Source organism: Agromyces sp. NPDC055520 (genome assembly GCF_053619715.1).
Map to the genome: position 1 here is coordinate 1 of NZ_JBSHJY010000001.1, position 22,940 is coordinate 22,940.

Annotated in this window: 28 protein-coding genes, 1 tRNA gene and 1 other RNA gene; 21 read left to right on the forward strand and 9 right to left on the reverse strand. The window is 67.6% G+C overall.

Annotation, left to right across the window (positions count from 1 at the left end; genetic code table 11):
• Positions 1-448: 448 nt before the first annotated feature.
• From ACWGST_RS00005 to ACWGST_RS00030, 6 genes are all read left to right on the forward strand, one after another.
• Positions 449-724: a WhiB family transcriptional regulator gene (locus tag ACWGST_RS00005; protein WP_452044595.1), complete on the forward strand. Its 276-nt coding sequence runs from the start codon at positions 449-451 to the stop codon at positions 722-724.
• A 17-nt stretch (positions 725-741) separates the two neighbouring features.
• Positions 742-1,314, forward strand: coding sequence for a hypothetical protein (locus ACWGST_RS00010; protein WP_452044596.1), 573 nt, complete (start codon positions 742-744; stop codon positions 1,312-1,314).
• Positions 1,315-1,584: 270 nt separating this feature from the next.
• Positions 1,585-1,890 carry a hypothetical protein gene (locus ACWGST_RS00015; protein ID WP_452044597.1) on the forward strand — a complete coding sequence of 102 codons (306 nt, stop codon included), beginning with the start codon at positions 1,585-1,587 and terminating at the stop codon, positions 1,888-1,890.
• A 136-nt stretch (positions 1,891-2,026) separates the two neighbouring features.
• Positions 2,027-2,737: a recombinase family protein gene (locus tag ACWGST_RS00020; RefSeq protein ID WP_452044598.1), complete on the forward strand. Its 711-nt coding sequence runs from the start codon at positions 2,027-2,029 to the stop codon at positions 2,735-2,737.
• A gap of 34 nt (positions 2,738-2,771) precedes the next feature.
• A complete protein-coding gene (locus tag ACWGST_RS00025; RefSeq protein WP_452044599.1) occupies positions 2,772-3,197 on the forward strand; it encodes a hypothetical protein in 426 nt (141 codons plus the stop codon).
• Positions 3,187-4,890: an Eco57I restriction-modification methylase domain-containing protein gene (locus ACWGST_RS00030; protein ID WP_452044600.1), complete on the forward strand. Its 1,704-nt coding sequence runs from the start codon at positions 3,187-3,189 to the stop codon at positions 4,888-4,890. Before ACWGST_RS00025 ends, ACWGST_RS00030 begins: the two co-directional genes overlap by 11 nt.
• Here ACWGST_RS00030 and ACWGST_RS00035 read toward each other — a convergent pair.
• Together ACWGST_RS00035 and ACWGST_RS00040 are read right to left on the reverse strand one after the other, a co-directional pair.
• Positions 4,887-5,939: a hypothetical protein gene (locus ACWGST_RS00035; RefSeq protein ID WP_452044601.1), complete on the reverse strand. Its 1,053-nt coding sequence runs from the start codon at positions 5,937-5,939 to the stop codon at positions 4,887-4,889. The two genes, ACWGST_RS00030 and ACWGST_RS00035, sit on opposite strands and share 4 nt — an antisense overlap.
• 301 nt (positions 5,940-6,240) lie before the next feature.
• Entirely contained in the window at positions 6,241-7,431 is a 1,191-nt protein-coding gene (locus ACWGST_RS00040) for an AlbA family DNA-binding domain-containing protein (protein WP_452044602.1), read from the reverse strand.
• Between the two features lie 148 nt (positions 7,432-7,579).
• On the opposite strand from ACWGST_RS00040, the gene ACWGST_RS00045 reads away from it, so the two are divergent.
• Entirely contained in the window at positions 7,580-7,849 is a 270-nt protein-coding gene (locus tag ACWGST_RS00045; protein WP_452044603.1) for a hypothetical protein, read from the forward strand.
• 66 nt (positions 7,850-7,915) lie between these two features.
• On the opposite strand, the gene ACWGST_RS00050 is transcribed toward ACWGST_RS00045, so the two are convergent.
• Positions 7,916-9,292 (reverse strand): recombinase family protein, encoded by a 1,377-nt coding sequence (locus ACWGST_RS00050; protein ID WP_452044604.1) that lies wholly within the window; start codon positions 9,290-9,292, stop codon positions 7,916-7,918.
• Between the two features lie 161 nt (positions 9,293-9,453).
• On the opposite strand from ACWGST_RS00050, the gene ACWGST_RS00055 reads away from it, so the two are divergent.
• Genes ACWGST_RS00055 through ACWGST_RS00080 form a run of 6 tightly spaced genes read left to right on the forward strand, consistent with a single transcriptional unit; the run spans position 9,454 to position 11,673 of the window.
• Entirely contained in the window at positions 9,454-9,621 is a 168-nt protein-coding gene (locus ACWGST_RS00055; RefSeq protein ID WP_452044605.1) for a hypothetical protein, read from the forward strand.
• Between the two features lie 20 nt (positions 9,622-9,641).
• Complete coding sequence (locus ACWGST_RS00060) at positions 9,642-10,040, forward strand: TadE/TadG family type IV pilus assembly protein (protein WP_452044606.1); 399 nt, start codon at positions 9,642-9,644, stop codon at positions 10,038-10,040.
• The gene (locus ACWGST_RS00065; RefSeq protein WP_452044607.1) at positions 10,015-10,482 is read left to right on the forward strand and encodes a hypothetical protein; all 468 of its coding nucleotides are present in this window, start codon (positions 10,015-10,017) and stop codon (positions 10,480-10,482) included. Before ACWGST_RS00060 ends, ACWGST_RS00065 begins: the two co-directional genes overlap by 26 nt.
• Before the next feature lie 41 nt (positions 10,483-10,523).
• On the forward strand, positions 10,524-10,922 hold the full coding sequence (locus ACWGST_RS00070; RefSeq protein ID WP_452044608.1) for a pilus assembly protein TadG-related protein: 399 nt from the start codon (positions 10,524-10,526) through the stop codon (positions 10,920-10,922).
• 56 nt (positions 10,923-10,978) lie between these two features.
• Positions 10,979-11,377: a PPOX class F420-dependent oxidoreductase gene (locus tag ACWGST_RS00075; protein ID WP_452044609.1), complete on the forward strand. Its 399-nt coding sequence runs from the start codon at positions 10,979-10,981 to the stop codon at positions 11,375-11,377.
• The gene (locus tag ACWGST_RS00080) at positions 11,374-11,673 is read left to right on the forward strand and encodes a hypothetical protein (RefSeq protein ID WP_452044610.1); all 300 of its coding nucleotides are present in this window, start codon (positions 11,374-11,376) and stop codon (positions 11,671-11,673) included. The genes ACWGST_RS00075 and ACWGST_RS00080 overlap by 4 nt, the downstream gene beginning before the upstream one ends.
• Before the next feature lie 58 nt (positions 11,674-11,731).
• Here ACWGST_RS00080 and ACWGST_RS00085 read toward each other — a convergent pair whose 3' ends face one another.
• Positions 11,732-13,045 carry an MFS transporter gene (locus ACWGST_RS00085; RefSeq protein ID WP_452044611.1) on the reverse strand — a complete coding sequence of 438 codons (1,314 nt, stop codon included), beginning with the start codon at positions 13,043-13,045 and terminating at the stop codon, positions 11,732-11,734.
• A gap of 90 nt (positions 13,046-13,135) precedes the next feature.
• Here ACWGST_RS00085 and prfB point away from each other — a divergent pair, with 90 nt between their 5' ends.
• From prfB to ACWGST_RS00110, 5 genes are all read left to right on the forward strand, one after another.
• Entirely contained in the window at positions 13,136-14,245 is a 1,110-nt protein-coding gene (gene prfB, locus ACWGST_RS00090) for a peptide chain release factor 2 (RefSeq protein WP_452044612.1), read from the forward strand.
• A gap of 105 nt (positions 14,246-14,350) precedes the next feature.
• Complete coding sequence (gene ftsE, locus ACWGST_RS00095) at positions 14,351-15,526, forward strand: cell division ATP-binding protein FtsE (protein WP_452044613.1); 1,176 nt, start codon at positions 14,351-14,353, stop codon at positions 15,524-15,526.
• Positions 15,523-16,434 (forward strand): permease-like cell division protein FtsX, encoded by a 912-nt coding sequence (gene ftsX / locus ACWGST_RS00100; protein ID WP_452044614.1) that lies wholly within the window; start codon positions 15,523-15,525, stop codon positions 16,432-16,434. Before ftsE ends, ftsX begins: the two co-directional genes overlap by 4 nt.
• 100 nt (positions 16,435-16,534) lie before the next feature.
• Positions 16,535-17,011, forward strand: coding sequence for an SsrA-binding protein SmpB (gene smpB, locus ACWGST_RS00105; RefSeq protein ID WP_452044615.1), 477 nt, complete (start codon positions 16,535-16,537; stop codon positions 17,009-17,011).
• 97 nt (positions 17,012-17,108) lie between these two features.
• On the forward strand, positions 17,109-17,846 hold the full coding sequence (locus ACWGST_RS00110; RefSeq protein WP_452044616.1) for a tyrosine-protein phosphatase: 738 nt from the start codon (positions 17,109-17,111) through the stop codon (positions 17,844-17,846).
• 45 nt (positions 17,847-17,891) lie between these two features.
• Here the strand turns inward: ACWGST_RS00110 and ACWGST_RS00115 are convergent, their stop codons facing one another.
• Complete coding sequence (locus ACWGST_RS00115) at positions 17,892-18,569, reverse strand: SIMPL domain-containing protein (protein WP_452044617.1); 678 nt, start codon at positions 18,567-18,569, stop codon at positions 17,892-17,894.
• A gap of 196 nt (positions 18,570-18,765) precedes the next feature.
• Here ACWGST_RS00115 and ssrA point away from each other — a divergent pair.
• Positions 18,766-19,137, forward strand: a transfer-messenger RNA (tmRNA) gene (gene ssrA, locus ACWGST_RS00120).
• A 94-nt stretch (positions 19,138-19,231) separates the two neighbouring features.
• Here ssrA and ACWGST_RS00125 read toward each other — a convergent pair.
• A complete protein-coding gene (locus ACWGST_RS00125) occupies positions 19,232-20,155 on the reverse strand; it encodes an LLM class F420-dependent oxidoreductase (RefSeq protein ID WP_452044618.1) in 924 nt (307 codons plus the stop codon).
• A 9-nt stretch (positions 20,156-20,164) separates the two neighbouring features.
• Positions 20,165-21,076: an inositol monophosphatase family protein gene (locus ACWGST_RS00130; RefSeq protein WP_452044619.1), complete on the reverse strand. Its 912-nt coding sequence runs from the start codon at positions 21,074-21,076 to the stop codon at positions 20,165-20,167.
• Between the two features lie 127 nt (positions 21,077-21,203).
• Between ACWGST_RS00130 and ACWGST_RS00135 the strand changes: the two genes are divergently transcribed.
• Positions 21,204-21,276: transfer RNA gene (locus tag ACWGST_RS00135), tRNA-Lys, on the forward strand.
• Positions 21,277-21,426: 150 nt separating this feature from the next.
• On the opposite strand, the gene ACWGST_RS00140 is transcribed toward ACWGST_RS00135, so the two are convergent.
• Positions 21,427-21,948 (reverse strand): hypothetical protein, encoded by a 522-nt coding sequence (locus ACWGST_RS00140; protein ID WP_452044620.1) that lies wholly within the window; start codon positions 21,946-21,948, stop codon positions 21,427-21,429.
• A 102-nt stretch (positions 21,949-22,050) separates the two neighbouring features.
• Positions 22,051-22,239 carry a hypothetical protein gene (locus tag ACWGST_RS00145; protein WP_452044621.1) on the reverse strand — a complete coding sequence of 63 codons (189 nt, stop codon included), beginning with the start codon at positions 22,237-22,239 and terminating at the stop codon, positions 22,051-22,053.
• A 96-nt stretch (positions 22,240-22,335) separates the two neighbouring features.
• Between ACWGST_RS00145 and ACWGST_RS00150 the strand changes: the two genes are divergently transcribed.
• Positions 22,336-22,932: a TetR/AcrR family transcriptional regulator gene (locus ACWGST_RS00150; protein ID WP_452044622.1), complete on the forward strand. Its 597-nt coding sequence runs from the start codon at positions 22,336-22,338 to the stop codon at positions 22,930-22,932.
• Positions 22,933-22,940: the final 8 nt, after the last annotated feature.

The following is a 22,940-nucleotide window of genomic DNA, read 5'->3' on the forward strand; positions in this document are numbered from 1 at the left end:
GCCGTTTGACCCCGGTCGAATTCGAGGTCATCATGAACACGCCAGCCGCACTGGCTGCGTGACTACAACCTGTCACCTATCCGTGCAGCAGACCCCATCGCGCAGCTTCGCGAAGCGGACATTGTCGTGCAGGACGGCGTCAACAAGGCCGCTCGCTATCGCCGGGGGGACAAGTAATGCGCGCCCCGATTTGGTCCGGTTTGGCGCATAAAACCTTCAGCCGGCAGACCGAGAACCGCGTAATTACGAGGGATTTGGGTTATGCGCAGGGTTTTTGCGTAGCCCACGCCAATCTCTCTGAGTTGGCAGTGCCGCGCATAAATGCGGGGCGCATACCAGCCAGCAGGGGAAAGGCAAATGTCATCAACCCAAGACGACATCCCGCCAGAGGCATGACTCACCTTCCACGGCTGTACGGCGATTCATGGCAGCGCCCAGGAGGACGCTCATGACGCCTGATGCTGCGTGGGTGCCGCTGAACAAAGCGCTGCAGGACTACACCCCGCCGTGCAGCGGCCTGGACCTGTACACCGCCGATTCTCGGACCGACGAGCAACGGGCGGAGTGCTCATCAATCTGCGCGCGCTGTCCCATCGCTGACCTCTGCGGCGCATACGCCACGGCAACCAAGGTCGACTCCGGCTTCTGGGCCGGGACTGACCGCAGCCCGAAGCGCAAGCGGGCTACCTCATCAACCACCGACTCCGGGGCGGTTCCCCGGTAACCATGAAAGGAAACACCATGAGCAAGTCAACCGCAGCGTCCGTCGAGTCGAGCCTGCCCTCGGCGCTGAACAGCTACAAGGAGAGCGCCGCCGCCGTGAAGGACGCGCACCGCACCGCCCGCCAGGCGATCCTCAACGACCGCATGACGTCCGACCTCGCCAAGAAGCAGAAGCTGGAAGCCCTCGACAAGGACACCAGGGGCAAGCTCGACGGCATCAAGGCCGACCAGGACTCGTACGTCAAGAACCTGCGCGACAAGGTCGAGCGCGAGCTGCGCGGCAGCCAGCCCTCCGACGCGAACAGCGTGCTGCTGCGCCGGGACGCCGCCGACCGCGCCCGCAAGATCATGGACAAGCAGGAGGCGATGGAGGTGCTCAACGACGCCATCGCCAACGGTGACGACAGCCTGGCCCACGCGGTCGGCAACCGCGCCCGGAACAACGTGTGGCTCGACGTGGCCGAGGCCTACCGGGCTGCGCACCCGGACGCGGCGGACTCGGCAGCAGCGCTCGCCTATGTGGAAGGCGTCACCAGCGGACCTGCGTTCAACATCTCCAACCAGATGACGTTCGCTGCACCCAACGTCTGATCTGCGCTGCACCCGCTCAGAGGCTCCCTGGCACGCGCTGGGGGGCCTCTGGCAGGTGGGTGGCTGAGAGGGCCTGTCAGGTCCGAGGGCAGGATCTCAGAAGCGCTCGCAGACGGATACGTAGCAGAGCACCCGGCCAGCGCCAGCCGCGCGCATTCAGCACATTGTGAAGCGTGAAGCTCCGATGTTGAGCATATGTTGCACTGAAGGGTCCCCTTCAGGCATAGTTCAGCTAATCGAACACACGTTCGAACGCCAAGGAGGCATATCATGTTCACTCGCACCATCCGCGCTACCGGGGAGAAGCTCACCGTCGCCACCGCCGAAGAGTTCGGGGCTGACCCCGAGGGCGGCAAGTGGATCACGTTCTGTGAGGACCACAAGACCATCGTCAACTCCGCGACGCAGTCGGCGGCCTACTACACCCACGGCGCTGACTTCTGCGACGGTTGCCGGAAGGCTGCCACTGCATCGGCCAAGCCCGCAGCCAAAGCAGCCCCGGCGAAGGCTGCCCCGAAGGCCAAGGCCGCACCGAAAGCACTTGCTGCCAAGGCCACCACGAAGGCCGCACGATGAAAGCCGACCAGTGCCCCGGAGGCTGGGAAGCGCACGACGCCCATCTCGACCTGAACGGCGAGTGCCCTTGGTGCGGCACCCTCACGCCTGCCGTCGCCAAGCAACTCGGCCTCGCGGTCAAGCCGGAGTCCGAGCGATGACCACCATGATCGGCTACCTGCGGGTCAGCACCGAGGAGCAAGCCAACAGCGGACTCGGCCTCGATGCGCAGCGCGACACCATCCAGCGCTACGCCGACGCGCACGGCTGGGACGTGGTCTGGTACGTGGACGAAGGGCTGTCGGCCAAGTCCCTCGACCGCCCGCAGCTACAGGCCGCGCTCGCCCGACTGCGCGTCATCCCCAAGCGCCGTGATGTTGACGGCATCGTGGTGGCCAAGCTCGACCGCCTGAGCCGCAGCGTGCACGACTTCTCGGGCATCTTGAAGCTCGCCGCTGCGCGCAAGTGGGCTGTCGTGGCTATCGACCTAGGCGTGGACACCAGCACCCCGACCGGCAAGCTCGTGGCCAACGTGATGATGTCGGTAGCCGAGTGGGAGCGCGAGGTCATCGGCGAGCGCACGTCGGCAGCCATGCAAGCGGCCAAGCGTCAGGGCAGGCATATGGGCCGAGTGTCCACCCTGCCGCAGCGCACGGGCGACCGCCTGCTGCTATTGAGGGCGACGCACACCCTCGCGGGCACCGCTGCGCAGCTCAACACCGAAGGCCTCACTACCGCGACAGGTGCTCCATGGTCCCCGAACGCGGTCGCAAAGGTTCAGAGGCGCCTCAGCCCCATCGACCTCACCCGAGAGAACTGCGGCGACCGCCGCGTGGTGGTCGGGAGTTCTTCAACATCGCTTCGATAGGATCGAGCTCACCCTCACGATGCGAGAACAGGCGATGCGCACCGACCCCCAAGCCCTCAATGACGCGCTAATCATCTGGGCAGAGTCCGCGGCGGACATCGCCCTCTCGCAGCCGTCGTCAATCGACCGCGGAGCGTCGATCAGTGTATGGCTGGAACAATGGCGGGCGGAGCGCGTTCGAGTCGTGATTTTTATCGTCGAGGGCGTGATCGGCACCGCGTGGGCGGTGAAGTCGATTAGAGGCGAGCTCGACACGCCGACGGGGCACACTCGGCGGCTGAATCGCGCCACCTTCAATTTGCGGCGGGATCAGCGATTGAAGCATCTTGAGAATCAGGCGCTCGGCGCCGACGTCAACAGTCGATGGGGCCGCGCAACCGTCAGGCTGGATTCCCTGTCTGTCTACGAGGGTCCGCGATGGACTGAGGAAACGAGCGATTGGCCAATCTATGAGCAATGACGAGACCGCATTGACTTCGACCGGGGTGGATCTTCGAAAGCGTCATGGTCGTCACTACACACCGGAGATCCTCGCGGACTTCCTTGCCGAACGTCTTATCCAAAACTTGGATGACCTTGATCACATTCGCGTTCTTGACCCTGCGTGCGGAGACGGCGAACTGTTGTTGGCGGTTTCGCGAGTAGCGGCGCGGCTCGGGAAGACGTTCTCCCTCGAACTCGTCGGGTTTGACCTGGATGCCGATGCCATCAGCGTGGCAAGGTCTCGCGCTGCTGGCATGGGCTTGTCAGTCGTGTTCGAGTGTGCCGACTTCCTGGTTGCATCCGAGGTCATCCCGGCCGGACACTTTGACGCAATCATCACGAATCCTCCCTACGTGCGCACCCAACACCTCGGCGCTGCGACAGCGCAGTTGTTAGCGGATCGGTTCGGGCTCGAGGGCCGCATCGACTTAACGCACCCCTTCGTGGCGATTGCGCCGCGCGTGCTCTCCCCAAGCGGTGTACTTGCACTCTTGTGTTCGAACCGTTTCCTGTCCACGAAAGCAGGTGCCAACGTTCGGACGGTTCTCATGCGGTCGATGAGGCCAACGGAGATCTACGACCTCGGAGACACGAAGCTCTTCGGAGCGGCCGTGCTGCCAGCAATCATCATCGCGAGCCGACACGAGCCTACTGGCGAGCCAACTAAGTTCGTGAGCGCCTATGAAGTGTCGGTCGGCGTCACTACGAATGCGCAACCACTCTTCGACGCCCTCAGCGGCTCCGCGACCAGCAGCGCGAGGCGGGGGGGCAAGAATTACGAGGTCAAGGTCGGCACGTTCACCGCCCCGAGCGACGCGAAAACCCCGTGGCGGCTCTCTAACCCCGCGTCCGACGAGTGGCTCGAATCGGTCAAGACGGGCACGTGGAAGACCTTCGGCGACGTCGCTAAGATCCGCGTGGGCATCAAGACGACCGCGGACAAGGTCTTTCTCGGGGAAGCTTGGGATCGCACTGCACCCGAGGTAGAGGACGTCCTGCTGCTCCCCCTGATCACGCAAAGCAACGTCACTCCCTGGAGCATCGACCCGAAGCTCGGGATGAAAGTGCTGTACCCCTACAACCTGGGCTCGGAGAAGCGTCGACCGCTCAACATCGACGAATGGCCAGGAGCCAAGCGGTACCTGCTGAGCCATGAGGAGCAGCTACGCGGCCGGAAGTACGTCATCGAGGGCGGTCGTGAGTGGTGGGAGATCTGGGTCCCCCAGCGCCCGTCGCTGTGGGCCTCTCCGAAGATTGTGTTCCCCGACATCAGCGAGAAGCCCCGATTCGCGCTCGACACGACCGGATCGGTGGTGAACGGCAACTGCTACTGGATCTCCCTAGACGACATCGCGGATGAAGACGTCGCCTTTCTTATGCTCGCTGTCGCAAACTCAGCAATCGGCGTGCGATTCTACGACGAGGTTTGCGGCAACAAGCTCTATTCGGGCAAGCGCCGCTGGATCACGCAGTACGTGAATCGCCTGCCCCTGCCTGCCCCCACTACCCCCGAGGCGAGACAGGTCATCCTGCACGCCCGCGCCCTCGTGGCGTCCGACGTGTTCGACGAAGACTCCGCCGAGAGGCTCGACGTCGAAGTGGAGGCCGCGTTTGCGGCGTCTGCGCTGGCAGAGCCCCAGCGCGAATCTTCCGCGACGACCCTCTTCTAGACTTCGAACCAAGCGTTCGGGAGTCTCAACTGCAGCTTGCTGTTCGAGGTTAGACCCCCAAACTGCCGGTACTCCTTGAAGAAATCCGCGCCGGTGGTCAATACAAGGCTATCGACCGTGAACCTGCTTCCAGCGCGGGTCGCGTAGAAGATTGCGTAGCGGACGTCGCGCACGTCGAGCACTCCATTGGCGGAGGCGAGCGGCGTGTACGAGCCTGGGAGCTCGAGGCCTAGATCAACGGTGCGAGCGAGCTGGAGCTTGACCTCGACCAACTGGGAGAGGATGTCAGGGAACTGGCCATTGTCAGCGAAGCCGCTCGTCCCGAGCCGTTCGCAGGCCTCACGGTGGATGACGGTGCCGCGGTTGCGCTCCTGGACGATACCGGGATCGTCGTACGTCCTTCCGACCATGGGTCTGAGGCGCTCGTAGACCTCCCCGACCGATAAGACTCCACCCGGTTCAGGCTGAGCGACCGGGGAGTTCGTGATCGAGCGGGTTCCTGGACTCAACCTCTCGATGAAGTTGTCGGTGTCGAGCGCGGATACGAGCTTCGACCCGGAGGTTACGTCGATTCGTGAGGCCTGGAACTTCGTGGTCAGCTTGCCCGTTCTATCGAATTGCGCTAGGTCCGCTCCGGCCACGACTCGCACGTCGCGGATCTCGTACTCATCGAGGATCAGGATGACATACCGTCGCTCGGCGTCGACCTCGTCGTTCCAGATCTGCAGGTTGCTTGCCTGCTGCGCGTAGACGTCCACCGCCGGGTGAGGAAGCCGCGGACCTCCGTTTACCTTCTTGAATGACGACGGCACGTCGTAGCCGAGTGCCTCGCAAACGAGCGTCTTAGCAACTTTCGCGCGGGTCCGCACAGGCAGCCCGGCGAGGTCTACCCGCCCGACCAGTTCTTCCTTCAGAAGCACTTCGAGATGGTCCGGCGTGTAGAAGTAGCGGGAGTCCGCTGTTGCGGCCTCGTTGTACAAATCAATCCCGAGTCGAGCGATCTCATCTCGAACGGTCCTCGCCTCAGCGAGCGCGTCCCAAACGCTCACTTCTCGCTCACGAGAGTTGTATTGTGCCGGAGTTTCGCCACGTCGCCGTCCCTATCTAGTCGTAAGTCAGCCTGACCTGTGGCGACGGCGCCGCTGTCATTCCAACTGCGGCATGCGTCGCACAGATCTAGAAGGATCGCATCCAACCTAGACCGCGATGCGTCGTTGGAGGAATTGAGCCCGAATACGCGGCAATCGTCGGCGTTTTGATGGCTTGATGACTTCGGGCCGCAGGCGCTCGCCGCCTTCGACACGAGGATCCTTCATGCCTGAAGGGGGCCCTTCGGGCAACGTGCCTGTCTTACCGGGACCACTCGCGCGGACGTGGGGAGAGCATCATGTCGAGGTTGGTGGGCTTCTTGACCCCGACCTGATTGAGAGCCGAGGTCGCAAGATCAATGGCCGCTCGGATGAACTGCGCATCAGTGACGGACGGGTCCACAGTTGCCCGCACGGGGCGGAAGCCGCCGTTGAATGACCGATGCACCCCGGACGGGGGGGCAGCGTTGCGCTCGTGAAACTCGGTCGGCATGGCAGCCTCAACGCCCAGGATGATGTCGTAGTCACCCGAGGGGTGCTCGCTGGCCACGGCATGGACTAGCGCGACGAGCGCGGCCGCGAACGCGTCGACCGCCTGCGTGGGTATCTGGTGGAGGTCGTAGTTCCGCCCGGACTTGTCGCGCTCATGCCCACCCGCGCGCCACGCCAGCCCGATCGAACCGTCATCGAGGATGACTCCGTGCGCTTCGCGGTAGTCGCCAGGATCCTTTGGTGGCAGGTACTGACCGCCGAGCGCAGGGCGGGCGCGATACATCTCAACGTCTTCGAGCGGACTGTACTGAAGCCCGCCGAGCCACCAGCGGGTGACCAGTTGGGCATGACTGACGGTGCCTGCAACGCTTTCGAGACGCTCGGAGCGCGGTCGCCGGCTGCGGGGCCGCGCGGCGCCGACGAGCACGGCGCGGTCATTCGTGCCAGGCGCGGCTGCCAGGTCGTCGTAGATCTCTTGCAGCGCTTGTTCGCCGCGACGCTCGCCGTCGAAGCGTGATCGGTACGCGGCTTCCAGTTGGCGTTCCTTCATCCACAAGGTGTCGGCCCCCGTACGCAGCGGTGCACCGAACTGGTCGTTTCGATACACCAGGTGCGGACCATCCGGGCTTGCCGGGATCACGAGCGCGACCGCCCGCTTCGCAGTCGTGGAGGGGATTTCAATGGCTTGGACGCCGAAGACCGGGGGAGTAATCGCGGCCATACTCACCTGTCGGATGGTGCGTTCGTAGCTTTCGGTGAGCTCGCCCGCGTCGTGCCGTCCGTCTGCGGCCTTGTTCGTCTCGCTCACGCCGAAGACGATGATCCCACCACCGGCATTGGCGAACGCCGCGATGTCTGAAACGATGCCCGAGTTGCGAAACTCCTTCTCTGGCGGGAGCAATTTCTTCCAGTCGAGACCGTCGTCCTCCGTGATGCGCTGGGCGACCGCGTCGTCGATCATCTGATCCGTTAGGGGGCCTGGGCGCTCGCCGAGAGCTCGGTGCAGAGGAGTGTGCAGCATGGGTCTCAGCCTAGGGAGGGGGCGGACAGTGTTTCGCATTGATTGGGCTCGGGTCTTCCGGCAGGCTAGGCCGAATGGAAGGAATCTGATGACCGACGCAGAACAGAATGCGCACGCCGAGGCGAAAGCCGCGCACAGTGCGGCGATTCACGCATCCTGGCTCGCGTGGAAGGCTGACTCTGACGCCGCTACTGCCGCATTGAAGGCGGCGGAGGCAGCTTTCCAATACCCTGACCCGGAGTTGCAAAAGGCATTCGACGAGTACCGGGTCGCTTCCGGCGCGACGCTCCGCGCCCACCGAGAACGATGCAATGCCGCCGACGAAGATCTCGCCGCCGCGATGAAGGCTGCGACTTGAAAGGCTTGTCGTCGGACCGTGAGGACCCAAAGCGAGCGGCTTTAAGGGGTCTCTTGTAGGACTGACCTAGCTCTTCCAGCGGACCTGCACCGTGTCCGGGTCGAACGACTTGCCGCTGCCACTCGGCAGGATCGTTACGGTGACCAGCGACGACAAGATCGCGCGCTTGCTGTCTATGTTGAGGCCCGCCCAGGTATCGGCAGCAGCGCCGCTCACCAACTCGGCAGGCACAGCAGCAGGCAGCGCAGCGTCGATCGCAGCAGCAGTCTTGGCGCGGTCGGCCCGCAGCCGCCCGGTGATGCGTGTCAACTGCGCCGCGTCAATGTCACCCGTGGCGAACATGTCGGCAGCGTTGGCCAGGCGGGCATCCAGTGCGTCGATCGTGTCACGTGCCTGTTGCAGTGCGGCAGGGTCGCCCTGGCTAAACAACTGCGCGGCGTCAGGCATCTGCAACCGGCCGACCACGATGCCCTCTACCAGCGTGTCCACAAGGTCTTGCTTGCGCCGCACACGGTAGCACTCACTGCACACGTAGCTCGGCGGCTGACGCTTCGTGTTGCCGTTGGCTTGGCGTGTCATGCGGCCCACGGCTCGCACCATCACGCCACCGCACCGGCCACACCTGGCGATGCCCCCGAGCAGGTACTTGGGCGCGCGGCCTGCCGGTGCAGTGCGGCGCACAGGGTCAGTCAGCACGGCCTTGATCCGTTCGTGAGTGTCCTCGTCGATGACGCGAGGGGAGTCGGCAGGGGCGCGACCTACGACCTGGCCCCTGTGGACAGTCAACCCGGCCAAGCTAGGCCGTAGCAACAACTGCTTCAGCGTGGTCGAGTTCCAGCGCGCGCCCCGCCCTGGGGTCGGTGTCTGCTGAGCGTCCAAGTCCTTGCAGATCGCCCGCAGCGACTCACCATCGAGCACACGCTGCACTGCGCCCCGGATGGTCGCGGCCTCATCCGGGTCCAGTACGACGGCAGCACCCTCGCGCCTATAGCCGTAGCCCACGCGCCCCGAGTGGACTCCATTGGCAGCCCGCTGCACGTTGGCGGCGACCTGACGTGTGGCCTTCTGCTCGCCCTCGTACTGGCTCCACGCGGCCACGGTGCGCGCCACGGCGCGCCCTGCCGGTGTGGTCAGGTCCAGGGTGCCAGCAGTCACGGTGTAGACCGGCACGTTGAGCGCGATCACCCGTTCTAGGTCACGGGTCAGTCGCAGCAGCCGGTCCTGATGCCACGCGACGATGGCCGTGGGCTGGGCGCTCAGCATGGCCTCAAAGCCGGGACGCAGCTTGCCGGTGGTCGCACTGATGTCATTGTCGGTGTAGGTGTGCACAACTGTCAGGCCCAAGCGCTCGGCCAGCACACGGCACTCCTTCTCTTGGCGGGCAACGCCCAACGCCTCACCCGTGCGGTCGAGGCTGATGCGCGTGTAGATGACGCAATCCATAAAGGTACCTTAGCGCCATGCCCTTGCCCCTCATCTTCCTGATTCTTCCGGTGACGATCGCCTTCGCATTGTTTCCGGGATACCTCGTGCTCCAGGCGGGCTTCTGATGTCGCGTCGCCGAACCGAATGCACGGCACCGTGCTCCGACGAAAGGGAATCACATGCGCAAGCTGATCACGCGGCGGTTGGCCGACGAACGCGGCGACGTGCCCGGCTGGGTGCTGATCACGCTCATGACCGCCGGACTCGTGATCGTCATCTGGGGCCTCGCGGGCCCCGCGCTCTCGGGCGTGTTCGACCAGGCGATCAGCCGGGTGCTCGGGGTCTGACCGCGTCGGCGACGTCGCGGTTGCGCCTGCTGCGCGCGCTCGTGCGCGACGAGCGGGGCTCGGCCGTCGCCGAGTTCACGCTCGTCGGCATCCTGCTGACGGTGCTGGCGCTCGCGGTCATTCAGCTCGCCCTCGCGCTCCACGTGCGCAATACGGTGCTCGACGCCGCCGCCGAAGGCGCACGATACGCCGCGCTCGTCGGATCCAGCGAGGGTGCCGGGGCCGCGCGCACTCGTGAACTCATCGGCGCGGCGATCTCGAGCGACTACGCGAACGACGTCGAGGCGGGCACGAGCACCGTCGGCGGCGTCACCATGGTGTCGGTGACCGTGCGCGCTCCGCTTCCCGTCGTGGGGCTGCTGGGCGTCGATCGTGCGCTGGAGGTGACCGGGCATGCTGCGCTCGAGACTCTCGACTGACGACGGTTCGGCGTCGCTCGAGTTCCTCACGGTCGGGATGATCCTGCTCGTGCCGCTCGTCTACCTCGTACTCGCGACGTCGGCGATCCAGGGTGGGGCGCTCGCCGTGGAAGGCGCAGCCCGACAGGCCGCGAGGGTCGCCGTGCAGGCCGTCGATGCAGGGGCTGCGGATGCCGCGGTGCAGCGTGCCGTGCGCATCACCCTCGATGACTACGGGGTCGATGCCGACGCGGCATCCGTGACCGTGTCGTGCCAGCCGTCGGGCGACTGCCTCGCCTCGGGAGAGCGGGTGCGGGTCTCGGTCACGGCGAGCGTGATGCTGCCGCTCGTGCCCGACGTGCTCGCCCTGCATCAGGCGGCGAGCGTGCCGCTCGAAGCGAGTGCCACGCAGACCGTGTCGAGGTTCGCCGCCGACCGCGACGGCACCGGGGGCGCGCCGTGATGCACCGCGCGCGCCTCGGCCGCGACGAACAGGGTTCGACCATGCTGCTCGCGATCTTCTACTGCGTGCTCGGGCTCACCCTCGTGCTCGTCGTGGTGTCGGCGACGTCGCTGTACCTCGAACGCAAACGCCTCTTCACCCTCGCCGACGGCGCCGCGCTCGCCGCGGCGGAGGCGTGGAACTTCGACACCGTCGCCATCGACGGCGAGCGCCTCTCGCTCGAGCTCGACGCGGCCGGGGTCGACCGGTCGGCCAGCGCGTATCTCGCCGATGCAGTGCACGAGTTGCACGACGTCGAACTCGTGCGTGCGACATCCGTCGACGGCCAGAGCGCCATCGTCACCATGCGGGCCGTCTGGTACGCGCCCATCCACACCGAGTTGCTGCCGCTGTCGATTCCGATCGAGGTGACCGCGACGGCGCGCTCGGTGTTCCACTGATCCGAGAACCCGGCTTCGCGTTCGACCGACTCGACCGGGTGCGATTGACTGGAGGCATGACCGTCACGATCTCCGATCACTTCGCCCGCATCCTCGCTTCGCCCGTGTTCGCGCACCTCGGCACCGTGCGCCCGAACGGCGAGGTGCAGGTGAACCCCATGTGGTTCGAGTTCGACGGGGAGACGCAGACGATCCGCTTCACGCACACCTCGAAGCGCGCGAAGTTCCGCAACCTCCAGGCGAACCCGCGCATGACGCTCGAGGTGCTCGACCCCGAGAACCCGCTCAGGTACGTCGAGGTGCGAGGCCGCCTCGCTGAAGTGCTGCCCGACCCCGAGGGCGAGATGTACGTGCGGCTCGGGCGGCGCTACGGCAACGCCGAGCAGCAGGCGCCCGCCGACAAGTCCGATCGAGTCATCCTCGTGATGCAGATCGAGAAGGTCAACGGGCGATGAGCGGCAGTGCGGGGCGCGGCGGCAGTACCACGGGCCGCACCGACGGCCGCCGCTACGCGTGGATCGCGATCATCGCGGTCGCGGTCGCCCTGGCGGCGCTCGCGACCCCGGCGATCGCCTCGCTGCCGCTGTCGGCGCTCGCGGTGGTGCTCGGGCTGCGCGCCCGACGCGAGGTGCGCAACGACCCGACGCTCGTGGCGGGCCGGCTGTGGATCGCCGCCGTCATCGTCGGCGGATTCGTGCTCGTCTTCCAGCTCATCCTCGTCGTGCTCTCGCTCAACACGACGGCCGGCTGACCGCAAGACCCGGCCGGCGACCGCCGGGCCCCGACGACCAATCCGACTCAGCCCCGGCTCAGCGCCGCCGGTGCGGCACGTAGCGGGGAATCCAGCGCCACAGCACCGCGGCGCCGGCGAGCCCGAGCACGCCGACCACGACGTTCGCCGCCATGATCGACGCGATCGAGGTCACCGCCGCGATCATGAGCGGCGCACCGGCCCCGCCGGCGTCGCCGATCATGCGGAACGCGCCGAGGAACGGCGCCGGATTCTGCTTCGGCGCGAGGTCGGCCCCGAGCGTCATGATGATGCCGCTCGTGACGCCGTTGGCGAGCCCGAGCCACGCGGCGATCACGGTGAACCAGACCGCGTTCGACGGCAGATCGTGCGTGAACGCGAGCGCGATGTGCCCCGCGGCCATGCCGAGGAGGCCGGGGATGGCGCTCCACAGCCGACCGAACCTGTCCATGATCTGGCCGCTCGCATAGAACAGGGCGAAGTCGATCGCGCCCGAGACGCCGATCACGAGTGCCGCCTGCTCGGCCGGCATGCCGATCGACACCGACCACAGTGGCAGCACCACGGTGCGGCTCACGCGCACCGCCGAGAGCAGCCCGATGCCCGTGCCGATGCGGGCGAGCACCCCGCCGTTCTCGCGGATCGCCCGGAACACGCTCGGCGACGATTCGGCCGCCGCTTCGCGCTGCCCCGCGGTCGGCCCGGCCTCTGCGGTGAGCGGCGCGGCCGAGGCATCCGTCGCCAGTGCGATCTGATCGGCGGATGTCTCGCGCGCGAGCCGCACCGCACCGAACACGCGCTCGGGGTCTGGCAGCAGCACGAGCACGCCGACCACGGCGAAGCACGCCGCGACGAGCACCCAGAAGACGGCCTCGCTCGACCCCGTCGCCGCGATGATCGCGGCGGCGACGAACGGGCCCACGGCCCAGCCGGCGCGGAACACGCCGCCGAGCGTCGAGAGAGCACGTGCACGTGTGCGCACGGGCACGTAGCTCGTGAGGAAGGCGTGCCGGGCGAGGCCGAACACGGCCGTCGCGAGCCCGAGCAGGAACACGCCGATGCCGAGCGCCGGCAGCGTGGGGGAGACGAGGGCGATCAGCACGCCGATGACGGCGAGCATCGCGGCCCCGATCATCGCGTTGCGCTCGCCGATGCGGGCGACGAGCCACCCGGCGGGCAGGTCGCCCGCGAGCTCGCCGACCATGAGCATCGCCGCGATGAGGCCCGCGAGAGCGAGCGAGGCGCCGCGTTCGGTCGCCACGAGCGGCACGATCGGAATCATCGCGCCCTCGCCGAGCGAGAACACGAGCGTCGGCAGGTAGACCGGCAGGATGATCGAACGCCACGAGAATCTGGGCGTGGAATCGGTCATCGCCTCGACGCTACACCCGCGCAGGCAGTGCCGGCGGGCGCGCCGACGGTGCACCACGCGGGGAGTCGACTCGCGTAGGCTGAGGACGCCATGTTGGACCTTGACCTCACGCAAGAGATCGCCGCGTTGCGATCCACCTTCAACGACATCCGAGCCGTCGTCGATGTCGACGCGCTCGAAGCCGACATCGCGCGGCTCTCGGAAGAGGCGGGCCGGCCCGACCTCTGGGACGACCCGGCCGAGGCGCAGAAGGTCACGAGCGCGCTCAGCCACCGGCAAACCGAGCTGAAGCGCGTCGTCGACGTCGAGCGGCGCCTCGACGACCTCGACGTGCTCGTCGAGCTAGCCCTCGAAATGGACGACGAAGACAGCGCGGCCGAGGCCCGCCAAGAGCTCGCGGCACTCGTCGAGGTCGTCGGCCAGCTCGAGGTGCAGACCCTGCTCGACGGCGAGTACGACTCGCGCGGTGCGGTCGTCACGATCCGCTCGGGCGCAGGCGGCGACGACGCGACCGACTTCGCCGAGATGCTCATGCGCATGTACCTGCGCTGGGCCGAGCGCCACAAGTACCCCGTCAAGGTCATGGACACCTCGTACGCCGAGGGCGCCGGCATCAAGTCGGCGACGTTCGAGATCGATGTGCCCTACGCGTACGGCACGCTGTCGGTCGAGGCCGGCACGCACCGGCTCGCGCGCATCAGCCCGTTCGGCTCGGCCGACAAGCGCCAGACGAGCTTCGCCGCGGTCGAGGTCATCCCCGTGATGGAGGAGGCGGTCGAGGTCGAGATCCCCGAGAACGACATCCGAGTCGACGTCTTCCGTTCATCGGGCCCGGGCGGCCAGTCGGTCAACACGACCGACTCGGCCGTGCGCCTGACGCACATTCCGACCGGCCTCGTCGTCTCGATGCAGAACGAGAAGTCGCAGATCCAGAACCGGGCGGCCGCCATGCGCGTGCTGCAGACCCGGTTGCTGCTGCTGAAGCGCGAAGAAGAGGCGGCGAAGAAGAAAGAGCTCGCCGGCACCATCACCGCCAGCTGGGGCGACCAGATGCGCTCGTACTTCCTCTACGGCCAGCAGCTCGTGAAAGATCTGCGCACGGGCTACGAGGTCGGCAACCCGGCGAGCGTGTTCGACGGCGACCTCGACGGCCTCATCGCCGCCGGCATCAAGTGGCGCAAGCGCCCCGCCGACGACTGATTCGACGACGGCGGCGAGAGCCGGTCGTCCCGATCAGATGCTCAGCGACCGGGATTTCCGGTGTGGCTGCCCACTTTTGCCCGCCCCCTGCTTAGGCTCGATTCGATGATCCGCTTCGACTCCGTCACCAAGACCTACTCCGGCCAGGCGAGGCCCGCCCTGAACGACATCGGGGTCGAGATCCTCCGCGGGGAGTTCGTCTTCCTCGTCGGGGCGTCCGGCTCTGGCAAATCGAGCTTCCTCCGGCTCATCCTCAAAGAGGAGAAGCCCTCGAAAGGCGCGATCCACGTGCTCGGCCAAGACCTCGGCTCGATCTCGAGCCGCAAGGTGCCGTACTTCCGCCGCGACCTCGGCGTCGTCTTCCAGGACTTCCGGCTGCTGCCGAACAAGTCGGTGTACGAGAACGTCGCCTTCACGCTGCGCGTGATCGGCAAGTCGCGCGGCTACGTGCAGTCGGCCGTGCCCGAGACGCTGAAGCTCGTCGGACTCGACGGCAAGGGCAAGCGCATGCCGCACGAGCTCTCGGGCGGTGAGCAGCAGCGCGTCGCGATCGCGCGCGCGATCGTCAACAAGCCGCAGATCCTGCTCGCCGACGAGCCGACCGGCAACCTCGACCCCGTGACGAGCGCGGGCATCATGACCCTGCTCGAGCGCATCAACGCGAGCGGCACGACGGTCGTCATGGCCACCCACGAGGCCGGCATCGTCGACCAGATGCGCCGCCGGGTCATCGAGCTCTCGGCCGGCGACATCGTGCGCGACGAGCGCAGCGCCGGTTACGACGGGCACACCGTGCGCGACGTCGAATATGCCAGCGAGCCGGATGCCGCGGCGCCCGAGCCGCCCGCTCGACCCGGCAAGCGCGGCGCGGCCGCCAAGACCGGCGCGGCCGCCAAGACGGCCGCTGCAGCCAAGACGGCCGCGACCGCCAAGGCCGCCAAGCCCCCGAAGAACGGCGGGCCGGGAACGACCGGCGAGACCGGCGAGCCTGCGGCCCCGTCGATCGCCGTGGCCGCGCCCAAGGTCACGCAAGAGGTCATGCGCGACGCCGAGCCGCTCTACGTCGAGCCCGAGGCGACCGACGAGGTGACCGACGCCGCCGCCGAGATCACGGCCGCCGCGACCGGTACGATTCAGGTCGACCCCGAGAAGCTGAAGCCCAAGTCGGGCCCGGGCGCCGCGGCATCCGAACATCTGACGCTCGCCGAGCGGCTGGGGCTCCGAGCTCCGGGAGGCCCTCGGGAAGGCGACGACGACCAAGAAGTGGGGCCGACGAAATGAGGATCGGTCTCGTGCTCTCAGAGGCGGCGAACGGCCTGCGCCGCAACGCCTCGATGGTGGTCTCGGTCGTGCTCGTCACGTTCATCTCGCTGACCTTCGTCGGCACCGCCGCCCTGCTGCAGCTGCAGATCGGGCAGATGAAGAACTACTGGTACGACCGTGCGCAGGTCGCCGTGTACCTCTGCACGGGCGTCTCGACGACGGCGGGCTGCACCGACGGCGAGGCAACCGAAGAGCAGAAGGCCGCGATCGAAGACCAGCTCTCGTCGGACACGCTCTCGAAGTACATCGACGAGTTCTACTTCGAAGACCACGAGCAGGCGTTCAAGAACTTCCAAGAGCAGTTCAAGGGCACCCCGGCGGCCGACTACGTGACGCCCGAGGTGCTGAACGAGACCTTCTGGGTCAACCTCGTCGACCCGTCGCAGGCAGCCGTGCTCGTCGAGGCCTTCGCCGGCATGGCGGGCGTCGAGGGGGTGGTCGACCAGCGGCGCTACCTCGATCAGATCTTCGACGTGCTGAATGCCGCGAGCTACACGGCCATCGCGGTCGCGGCGATCATGCTCGTGGCGGCGGCGCTGCTCATCGCGACCACGATCAGGCTCTCGGCGTTCTCGCGGCGGCGCGAGCTCGGCATCATGCGACTCGTGGGAGCCTCGAACCGCTTCATCCAGACGCCGTTCGTGCTCGAGGGGGTGTTCGCCGGGCTCATCGGCTCGCTGCTCGCCGGCGGGGCGGTCGTGGCGATCGTGGTGTTCTTCGTGCAGGGATATCTCGCCGACAACCTCTCGTTCACCTTCGTCGACCTGTCGGACGCGCTGCTCGTCGTGCCGCTCCTGATACTCGTGGGCGTCGTGCTCGCGGCGGTTTCGGCCGGCATCGCGATCACGAGGTATCTGAAGGTCTAGCGACGCCGCCGACTTGTCGACGGGCCGCCGCGATCAGCTAGACTGAACGGCTGCTCCGGATGCCCCGGGGCATCCACTCTTCGAAGCGAAGGAGCCGCTCGTGCCCAGGGAGACCGGTCAGAAGGTCGTGGCGACCAACCGCAAGGCGCGCCACGACTACACGATCGAGGACACCTACGAGGCGGGTCTGGTGCTCACGGGCACCGAGGTGAAGTCGCTGCGCGAGGGGCGGGCGTCGCTCGTCGACGGGTACGCCTTCATCGAGGGCGGCGAGATGTGGCTCGACGCCGTGCACATCCCCGAGTACACCGAGGGCACCTGGAACAACCACGCGCCGCGGCGCAAGCGCAAGCTGCTGCTGCACAAGCACGAGATCGTGAAGATCAGCCACCGCACGAGCCAGGGCGGCTACACCCTCGTGCCGCTGCGGATCTACTTCTCGGGCGGGCGGGCGAAGGTCGAGATCGCGATCGCGAAGGGCAAGCGCGAGTACGACAAGCGACACGCGCTGCGCGAGCGCCAAGACAAGCGCGAGGCCGATCGCGCCATGGCGAGTCGCAAGAACCTCGGCGACTGAGCCGGCGCTTCGATGGGCTCGCTTCGCGGGCGCGCTTCACGCGCACGCTTCGACGGAATCGGCGACCGGTGGGGCGGGCGGGGGTAGGCTCGGCACGGTGAAGATCTCGACGCGTATCCCGGTCGCCGGCACGTACAACTTCCGCGACGTGGGCGGGCTGCCGGCGGCGACCGGCACGGTGCGCGACCGTGTGCTCTACCGCGCCGACGGGCTCGCCCGGTTGGGCACCGAGGGGCGGGCTCACCTTCGCGAACTCGGTGTCGGCGTCGTCATCGACCTGCGCGACGACCTCGAGGTGCAGCGCATGCCCGACGATCTCGGCGATCTCGACGTCGAAGTGCTGCGGTTGCCGGTCTTCGAGGGGTCGGGCGCCTCGCAGGGCATGGCGGGCATCTCGCTCGACGCCCTCTACGAACGCATCGTCACCCAGCACGCTTCGGTCGTCGTCGATGCCCTGCGCGAGATCTCGACCGCCGGCGATCGAGCCGTCGTCGTGCACTGCACCGCAGGTAAAGACCGCACCGGTGTGGTCGTGGCCCTCACGCTGCTCGCCGTCGGCGTCGACCGCGAGGCCGTCATCATCGACTACGCCGCGACCGAGGGCAATCTCGCCGGCGAGTGGCTCGAGAGCATGGTCGCGATCGTCGAGAGCCACGGTGTGCCCGATTCGCCGGCGCTGCGCACGCTTATGGGCGGCAGCCCGCGCGAAGCCATCGAGGGCATGATCGAACTCGTCGAGCGCGAGCACGGCTCGGTGCGCGACTACCTGCTCGCCTCGGGCGTGTCGCTCGGCGATCTCGCGGCACTCGAGCGACTGCTCATCGACCCGGCCTGATCGGCCCGACCTGAGGCCCGGCCCGATCGACCTCTGCGCCGGGTCTCACTTGTGGTCGGCGGCGAACCTCGCCTCGACCGATGCCGTGATCACGAGCGGCGCCGGAGTGAAGTCGCTCGGCCCGCCGCCGCTCGGCATGTCGGCCGAGGCCATGCGCATCGAGTACATGCGCTCGCCCTGGCCGCCACCGCCGACCGGCTGCGCCGTCAGCAGACCGGTGTCGGCGAGTTCGACGGGGGTCGGGGAGCCGAGTTCGAGGGCGGCAGCGTAGACCCTGGCCTTCGCCACCGCGTCGGCCACGGCCCCGCGCTGTGCGGACTCCTGAGTGCGCTTGCGCGTGGCATCCGTCAATCGCCAATCGATGCCGCCGACGCCGACGCGACCGTTGACCGAGATCGCGCTGACCCACTCGCCGAGCTTGTCGAGGTCGGCGAAGACGACCTCGACCTCGGCGCTGACCTGGTGCACGACGGGCAGTTGCTTGCCCTCGTTGTTCCACGGGCGGTGCGACGAGACCCGCACCTGACCGGCCGACCAGGTGTCGAGCGCCCCGGCTTCGTCGAGCGCGCGCACCGAGGCGAGGAGCGCCTCATGCGATTCGGTGGCCCGAGCGAGCGTGGAGTCGCGCTCGGCACCCGATGCGCTCACCGTGAGCGAGACGGAGCCGAGCTCGGGCGCGATGCGTTCTTCGGCGGTGCCGCGAACGGCGATGACGGTAGCCACATGAGCCTCCTGATTCATCCGCTCGAAATCGATGATCGGAATTGAGATCGGAATGGCGGAGCGGCCGCGCCTGTTCTAGACTGTAAGGCCGGGCGGTTTCGAATCCAATGTGCCGCTCGGCAAAACTCCACAGCGTGCGACAACGGCCCGCCAGACTGCGAACCCGGTTCCGACCGGGCGATCAGGGGCGATGCATGGGGATGATCGGTTTCGACATCGTCTGCGAACCCACGAGAAGCGGGCCGAGGATCCAGGGTTATCTCGTAAACGATCTCTGGAAAACAATAAGTGCCAATGCAAAGCGCACTGACTTCGCCCTCGCTGCATAAGCGAGCCCGATAGTCCGTCGGCCCGCGGGTGAGTTCCCGCCCCGGTAGCCGGCGTCATCTAGGGAACTTGCTGCGTGTCGTCGCCTGAGCGACACGCGGGACTTCATTCAGGCTGGGCTCGTCGACCTAGGCGCCTGTGGCAAAGGTCGGAGCCGAGCAGAACGCTTGCACAGGCTGCGCCCGGAGAAGGCGTGGAATCACAGCGATGGACGGGGGTTCGATTCCCCCCATCTCCACCATCGGCCGTTGTCGCACATGTGGCCCGAAGGCCCGGAATCATGCGGAAGTTCTCGCGTGAGCCGGGCCTTCTCGGTCATGTCGGTGTGCTCTCGCTCAGCGCACGTGCGGCAGCACCTCTGCGGCGATGAGTTCGAGGTGTTCGAGATCGCGCAGGTCGACGAGTTGCAGATAGACCCGGTCGGCGCCGAGTTCGCGCAGCCGCAGGATCTTCTCGACGGCGGCTGCCGGGGAGCCGGCGATGTTGACGTCGGCGAACGTCGCCGGGTCTTCGCCGATGGCCGCGACGCGTCGCCCGTAGTCGGCGTCGGAGCTCGCGACGACCGTGGGCAGCGCGACGCTCGTGCGGAGGGTGCCGGGGTCGCGGCCGAGCTCGTCGCAGGCCTGCCGTACCCGCGCGAACATCTCGGCGATCACCGTCTCGTCGCGGAACCCGATGTTGAACTCGCTCGCGAACCGGGCCGCGATCGCCGGTGTGCGCTTCGGGCCCGAGCCGCCGACGATGATCGGCACGGCGGCCTGGGCGGGCTTCGGCAGCGCCGGCGAGTGCACGAGCCGGTAGTGCTCGCCCGTGTAGTCGAACTGCTCGCCGACGGGCGTCGACCAGAGTCCCGTCACGACCTCGAGCTGTTCTTCGAGCAGGCCGAACCGCTTGGCCGGAAACGGGATGCCGTACGCCTCGTGCTCTTCGGCGAACCAGCCGGTGCCGAGGCCGAGCTCGACCCGGCCGCCCGACATGTCGTCGACCTGCGCGACCTGGATCGCGAGCACCGAGGGGTGCCGGAACGTCGCCGACGAGACGAGCGTTCCGAGCCGGATGCGCTCGGTCTCCCTCGCGAGGCCGGCGAGCGTGGTCCACGCATCGGTCGGGCCGGGCATCGGGTCGGCGTCGTCCATCGCCAGGTAGTGGTCGGAGCGGAACCAGCCGTCGAAGCCGAGCCGCTCGGTCGCCGCCGCCTGTGCCAGTTGATCGCCGTAGCTCGCACCCTGCTGCGGCTCGGTGAAGATGCAGACCTCCACGCTCGGCGCCTACGCCTCGTCGCCGAGGGCGGCAGGGGCGCCGAGGGCGGCGGGGCCGGCGGGGCCGGCGAGCGCCGCGAGCACCTCGTCGTGCAGGGCGCCGTTGGTCGCGAGGGCGCTGCCGTGCCACGGCCCCCGCTCGCCAGTGACGGCGGTGAAGCGGCCGCCGGCCTCTTCGACGATGGGGATGAGGGCGGCGAGGTCGTAGGGCTTCACGTCGAACTCGGCGGTGATGTCGATGAGGCCCTCGGCGAGCAGCATGTACGACCACAGGTCGCCGTAGGCGCGGTCGCGCCAGACGCGCTCGGAAAGCACCAGCAGGCGGTCGAGGTAGCCGGCCTCGCGCCACTGCGCGAGGCTCTGGAAGCTGAGCGAGGCATCGGCGAGCGAGGCGATACCCGAGACCTGCAGGCGGCGGGCGCCGGGCACGGATGCTGCGCCGGCGGCGGCCTCGGGTGCTCCGTCGGTGTCGCCGTCAGCCGCGCTGGCGCCCGCTTCGGCCGTCGAGGTCGTGGTCCACGCGCCGAGGCCGGTGGCGGCCCACCAGCGGCGACCCATGGCGGGCGCGGATGCCACGCCGACGGCCGGCACGCCGTCGATCGCGAGCGAGATGAGCGTTCCCCACACCGGCACACCGCGGAGGAAGTTGGCGGTGCCGTCGATCGGGTCGATGATCCACTGCCGCACGGAGTCGCCCTCGACGCCGAACTCCTCGCCGAGGATGCCGTCGTCGGGGCGAGCGGCCGCGATGCGTTCGCGAATGGCGCGTTCGACCGCGAGATCGGCCTCGGTGACGGGGGAACGGTCGGGTTTCGTCTGCACCTCGAGGTCGATCGCGCGGAACCGGGCGAGGGAGACGGCATCGGCCAGTTCGGCCAGTTCGAGGGCGAGGGCGAGGTCTGCTGCGAGGTCGACGGTCACCGAACCAGCCTATCGACGCGCAGTCGATCGGTCGGGCCGGGCTCGATTGGCGCGAAGGCCGGTTGTGCTGATAGCGTGGTCTCTCGGTTCGGGTTGTCGTCGACACGAGCCGCGTGCGAAAGCACATGCACCTCTAGCTCAATCGGCAGAGCAACTGACTCTTAATCAGTGGGTTCTGGGTTCAAGTCCCAGGGGGTGCACGGAAAGCCTCGAACCTCTCGCCGGGTTCGGGGCTTTTTCATTTCCCGAGGGCACGCGCGCGGGGTCGCGGAAGCTCCCGAGCGGGTTTCGGTGCGCGCCGGTACACCGCCTCAACCCGGCGGCACGCCGCCTCGACCCGGGGAACGGGGTCAGGCGGCTTGGGCCTCGAGCGCCTCGAGGGCCGTGGCCGCGCCGATGGTGGGCAGCGCGGCAGCCTCCACATCGGGTGATGCATCGGGCGATGCGCCGAGCGGCGCGCCGATGGATGTCTCGGCGGGCATGTCTTCACTCGCCGCGGGCTCGATCGGCGCATTCGTCTCGACCGGGTCGGCCCAGACGATGAGCGGTGCGGGCTCCCAGCCGAGGGCGAGGGTCTCTTCGCCGGCGGGCACGACGACGGCGACCGAGTCGCGCTCGTCGAGGATCGCCCGGGTGAGTTCGGCCGCGATCTGGTGCGTGAGCATCGCGTGGAAGATGCGGTCGGTGTCGCCGTCCGACTTGCGCACGAGCGACCAGCCGCCGCCGGGCCCGATGAACTCCGAGAGCTTCGAGTTCAGCAGCTCGAAGATGTGCTCGCCGCGCAGATCGGCCGCAGAGGGGTGCGGGGTCGGGGCGGCAACATGGGCGGAGGCCTGGGCGGCAAGCCGTGCGCGGCGCCAGCGGCGGAACATCGGTGACCCCTCTCGTGGGTTCGTCTCGGGTCGTTCGTCCCAGTTTCGGGCACGCTGGACCGGATTGCGGGTGACACGCCGCGCAACGGCGGCGCAGCGCGATTATTCGCCGAGCTCGCCCTGCTTGGTCTCTTCGGCGACGGTGCCGATCGCGATCGCGAGGGTCGCGGCCCACGACACCCACATGAGCAGCAGCCGCCAGTCGCGGGGGCCCGAGGCGGTGGTCTTCAACACGCCGATGCCGCTGAAGATGGCGCCGATCACGGCACCGCTGAAGAGGTACTTGCGCATGCCGCAACGCTATCGCGCCGTCACCTCGGCTGAGAGACATCCGTGAATCTGACCGATCGTGCAGAAGCTGACCGATCGGTCAACTACCGTGAATGCATGCCCACCGATGCATCCCCCCCTGCTCGTGCGCGCGCCAGCGACGAATTGCGCGAGGTCGCCCTCGAACAGTTCGCGACCGTCGGCTTCGCCGCGAGTTCACTGCAGCAGATCGCCGACCACGCCGGCTACTCGAAGTCGAGCGTGCTCTACCACTACGCCTCGAAAGAGGCGCTGCTCGAGGCGGCCATCGGCCCGGCGATCGACCGGCTCGAGACGCTGCTCGGCGACTTCGTCGCGGGCGGACGCTCGGCCGCTGCGCGGGCGGTGTTCATCGAGCGCTTCGTCGACTTCCTGCTCGGCAACCGGCTCGCGGTGCACACCTTCGTCAACCAGGCCCAGTCGCTGCGGGGGCTGCCGGTGATCGAACGCGCCAACGTCGCGATCCGCGGCCTCGCCGACTCGATCTGCGCCCACGACGCGAGCCTCGCCGAGCAGATGCGCTTCGGCGTCGCGCTCGCGGGGGCCACCTACACGCTCGTGGCGGGCGACACGTTCCTCCCCGACCGGCAGGACGCCGACGCCGACGTGCGCGGCGCTCTCATCTCAGTGCTCTCCGAACTCCTGCTGGCGCCCGACGCCCGCCCGACCCGATAGGTCCGACC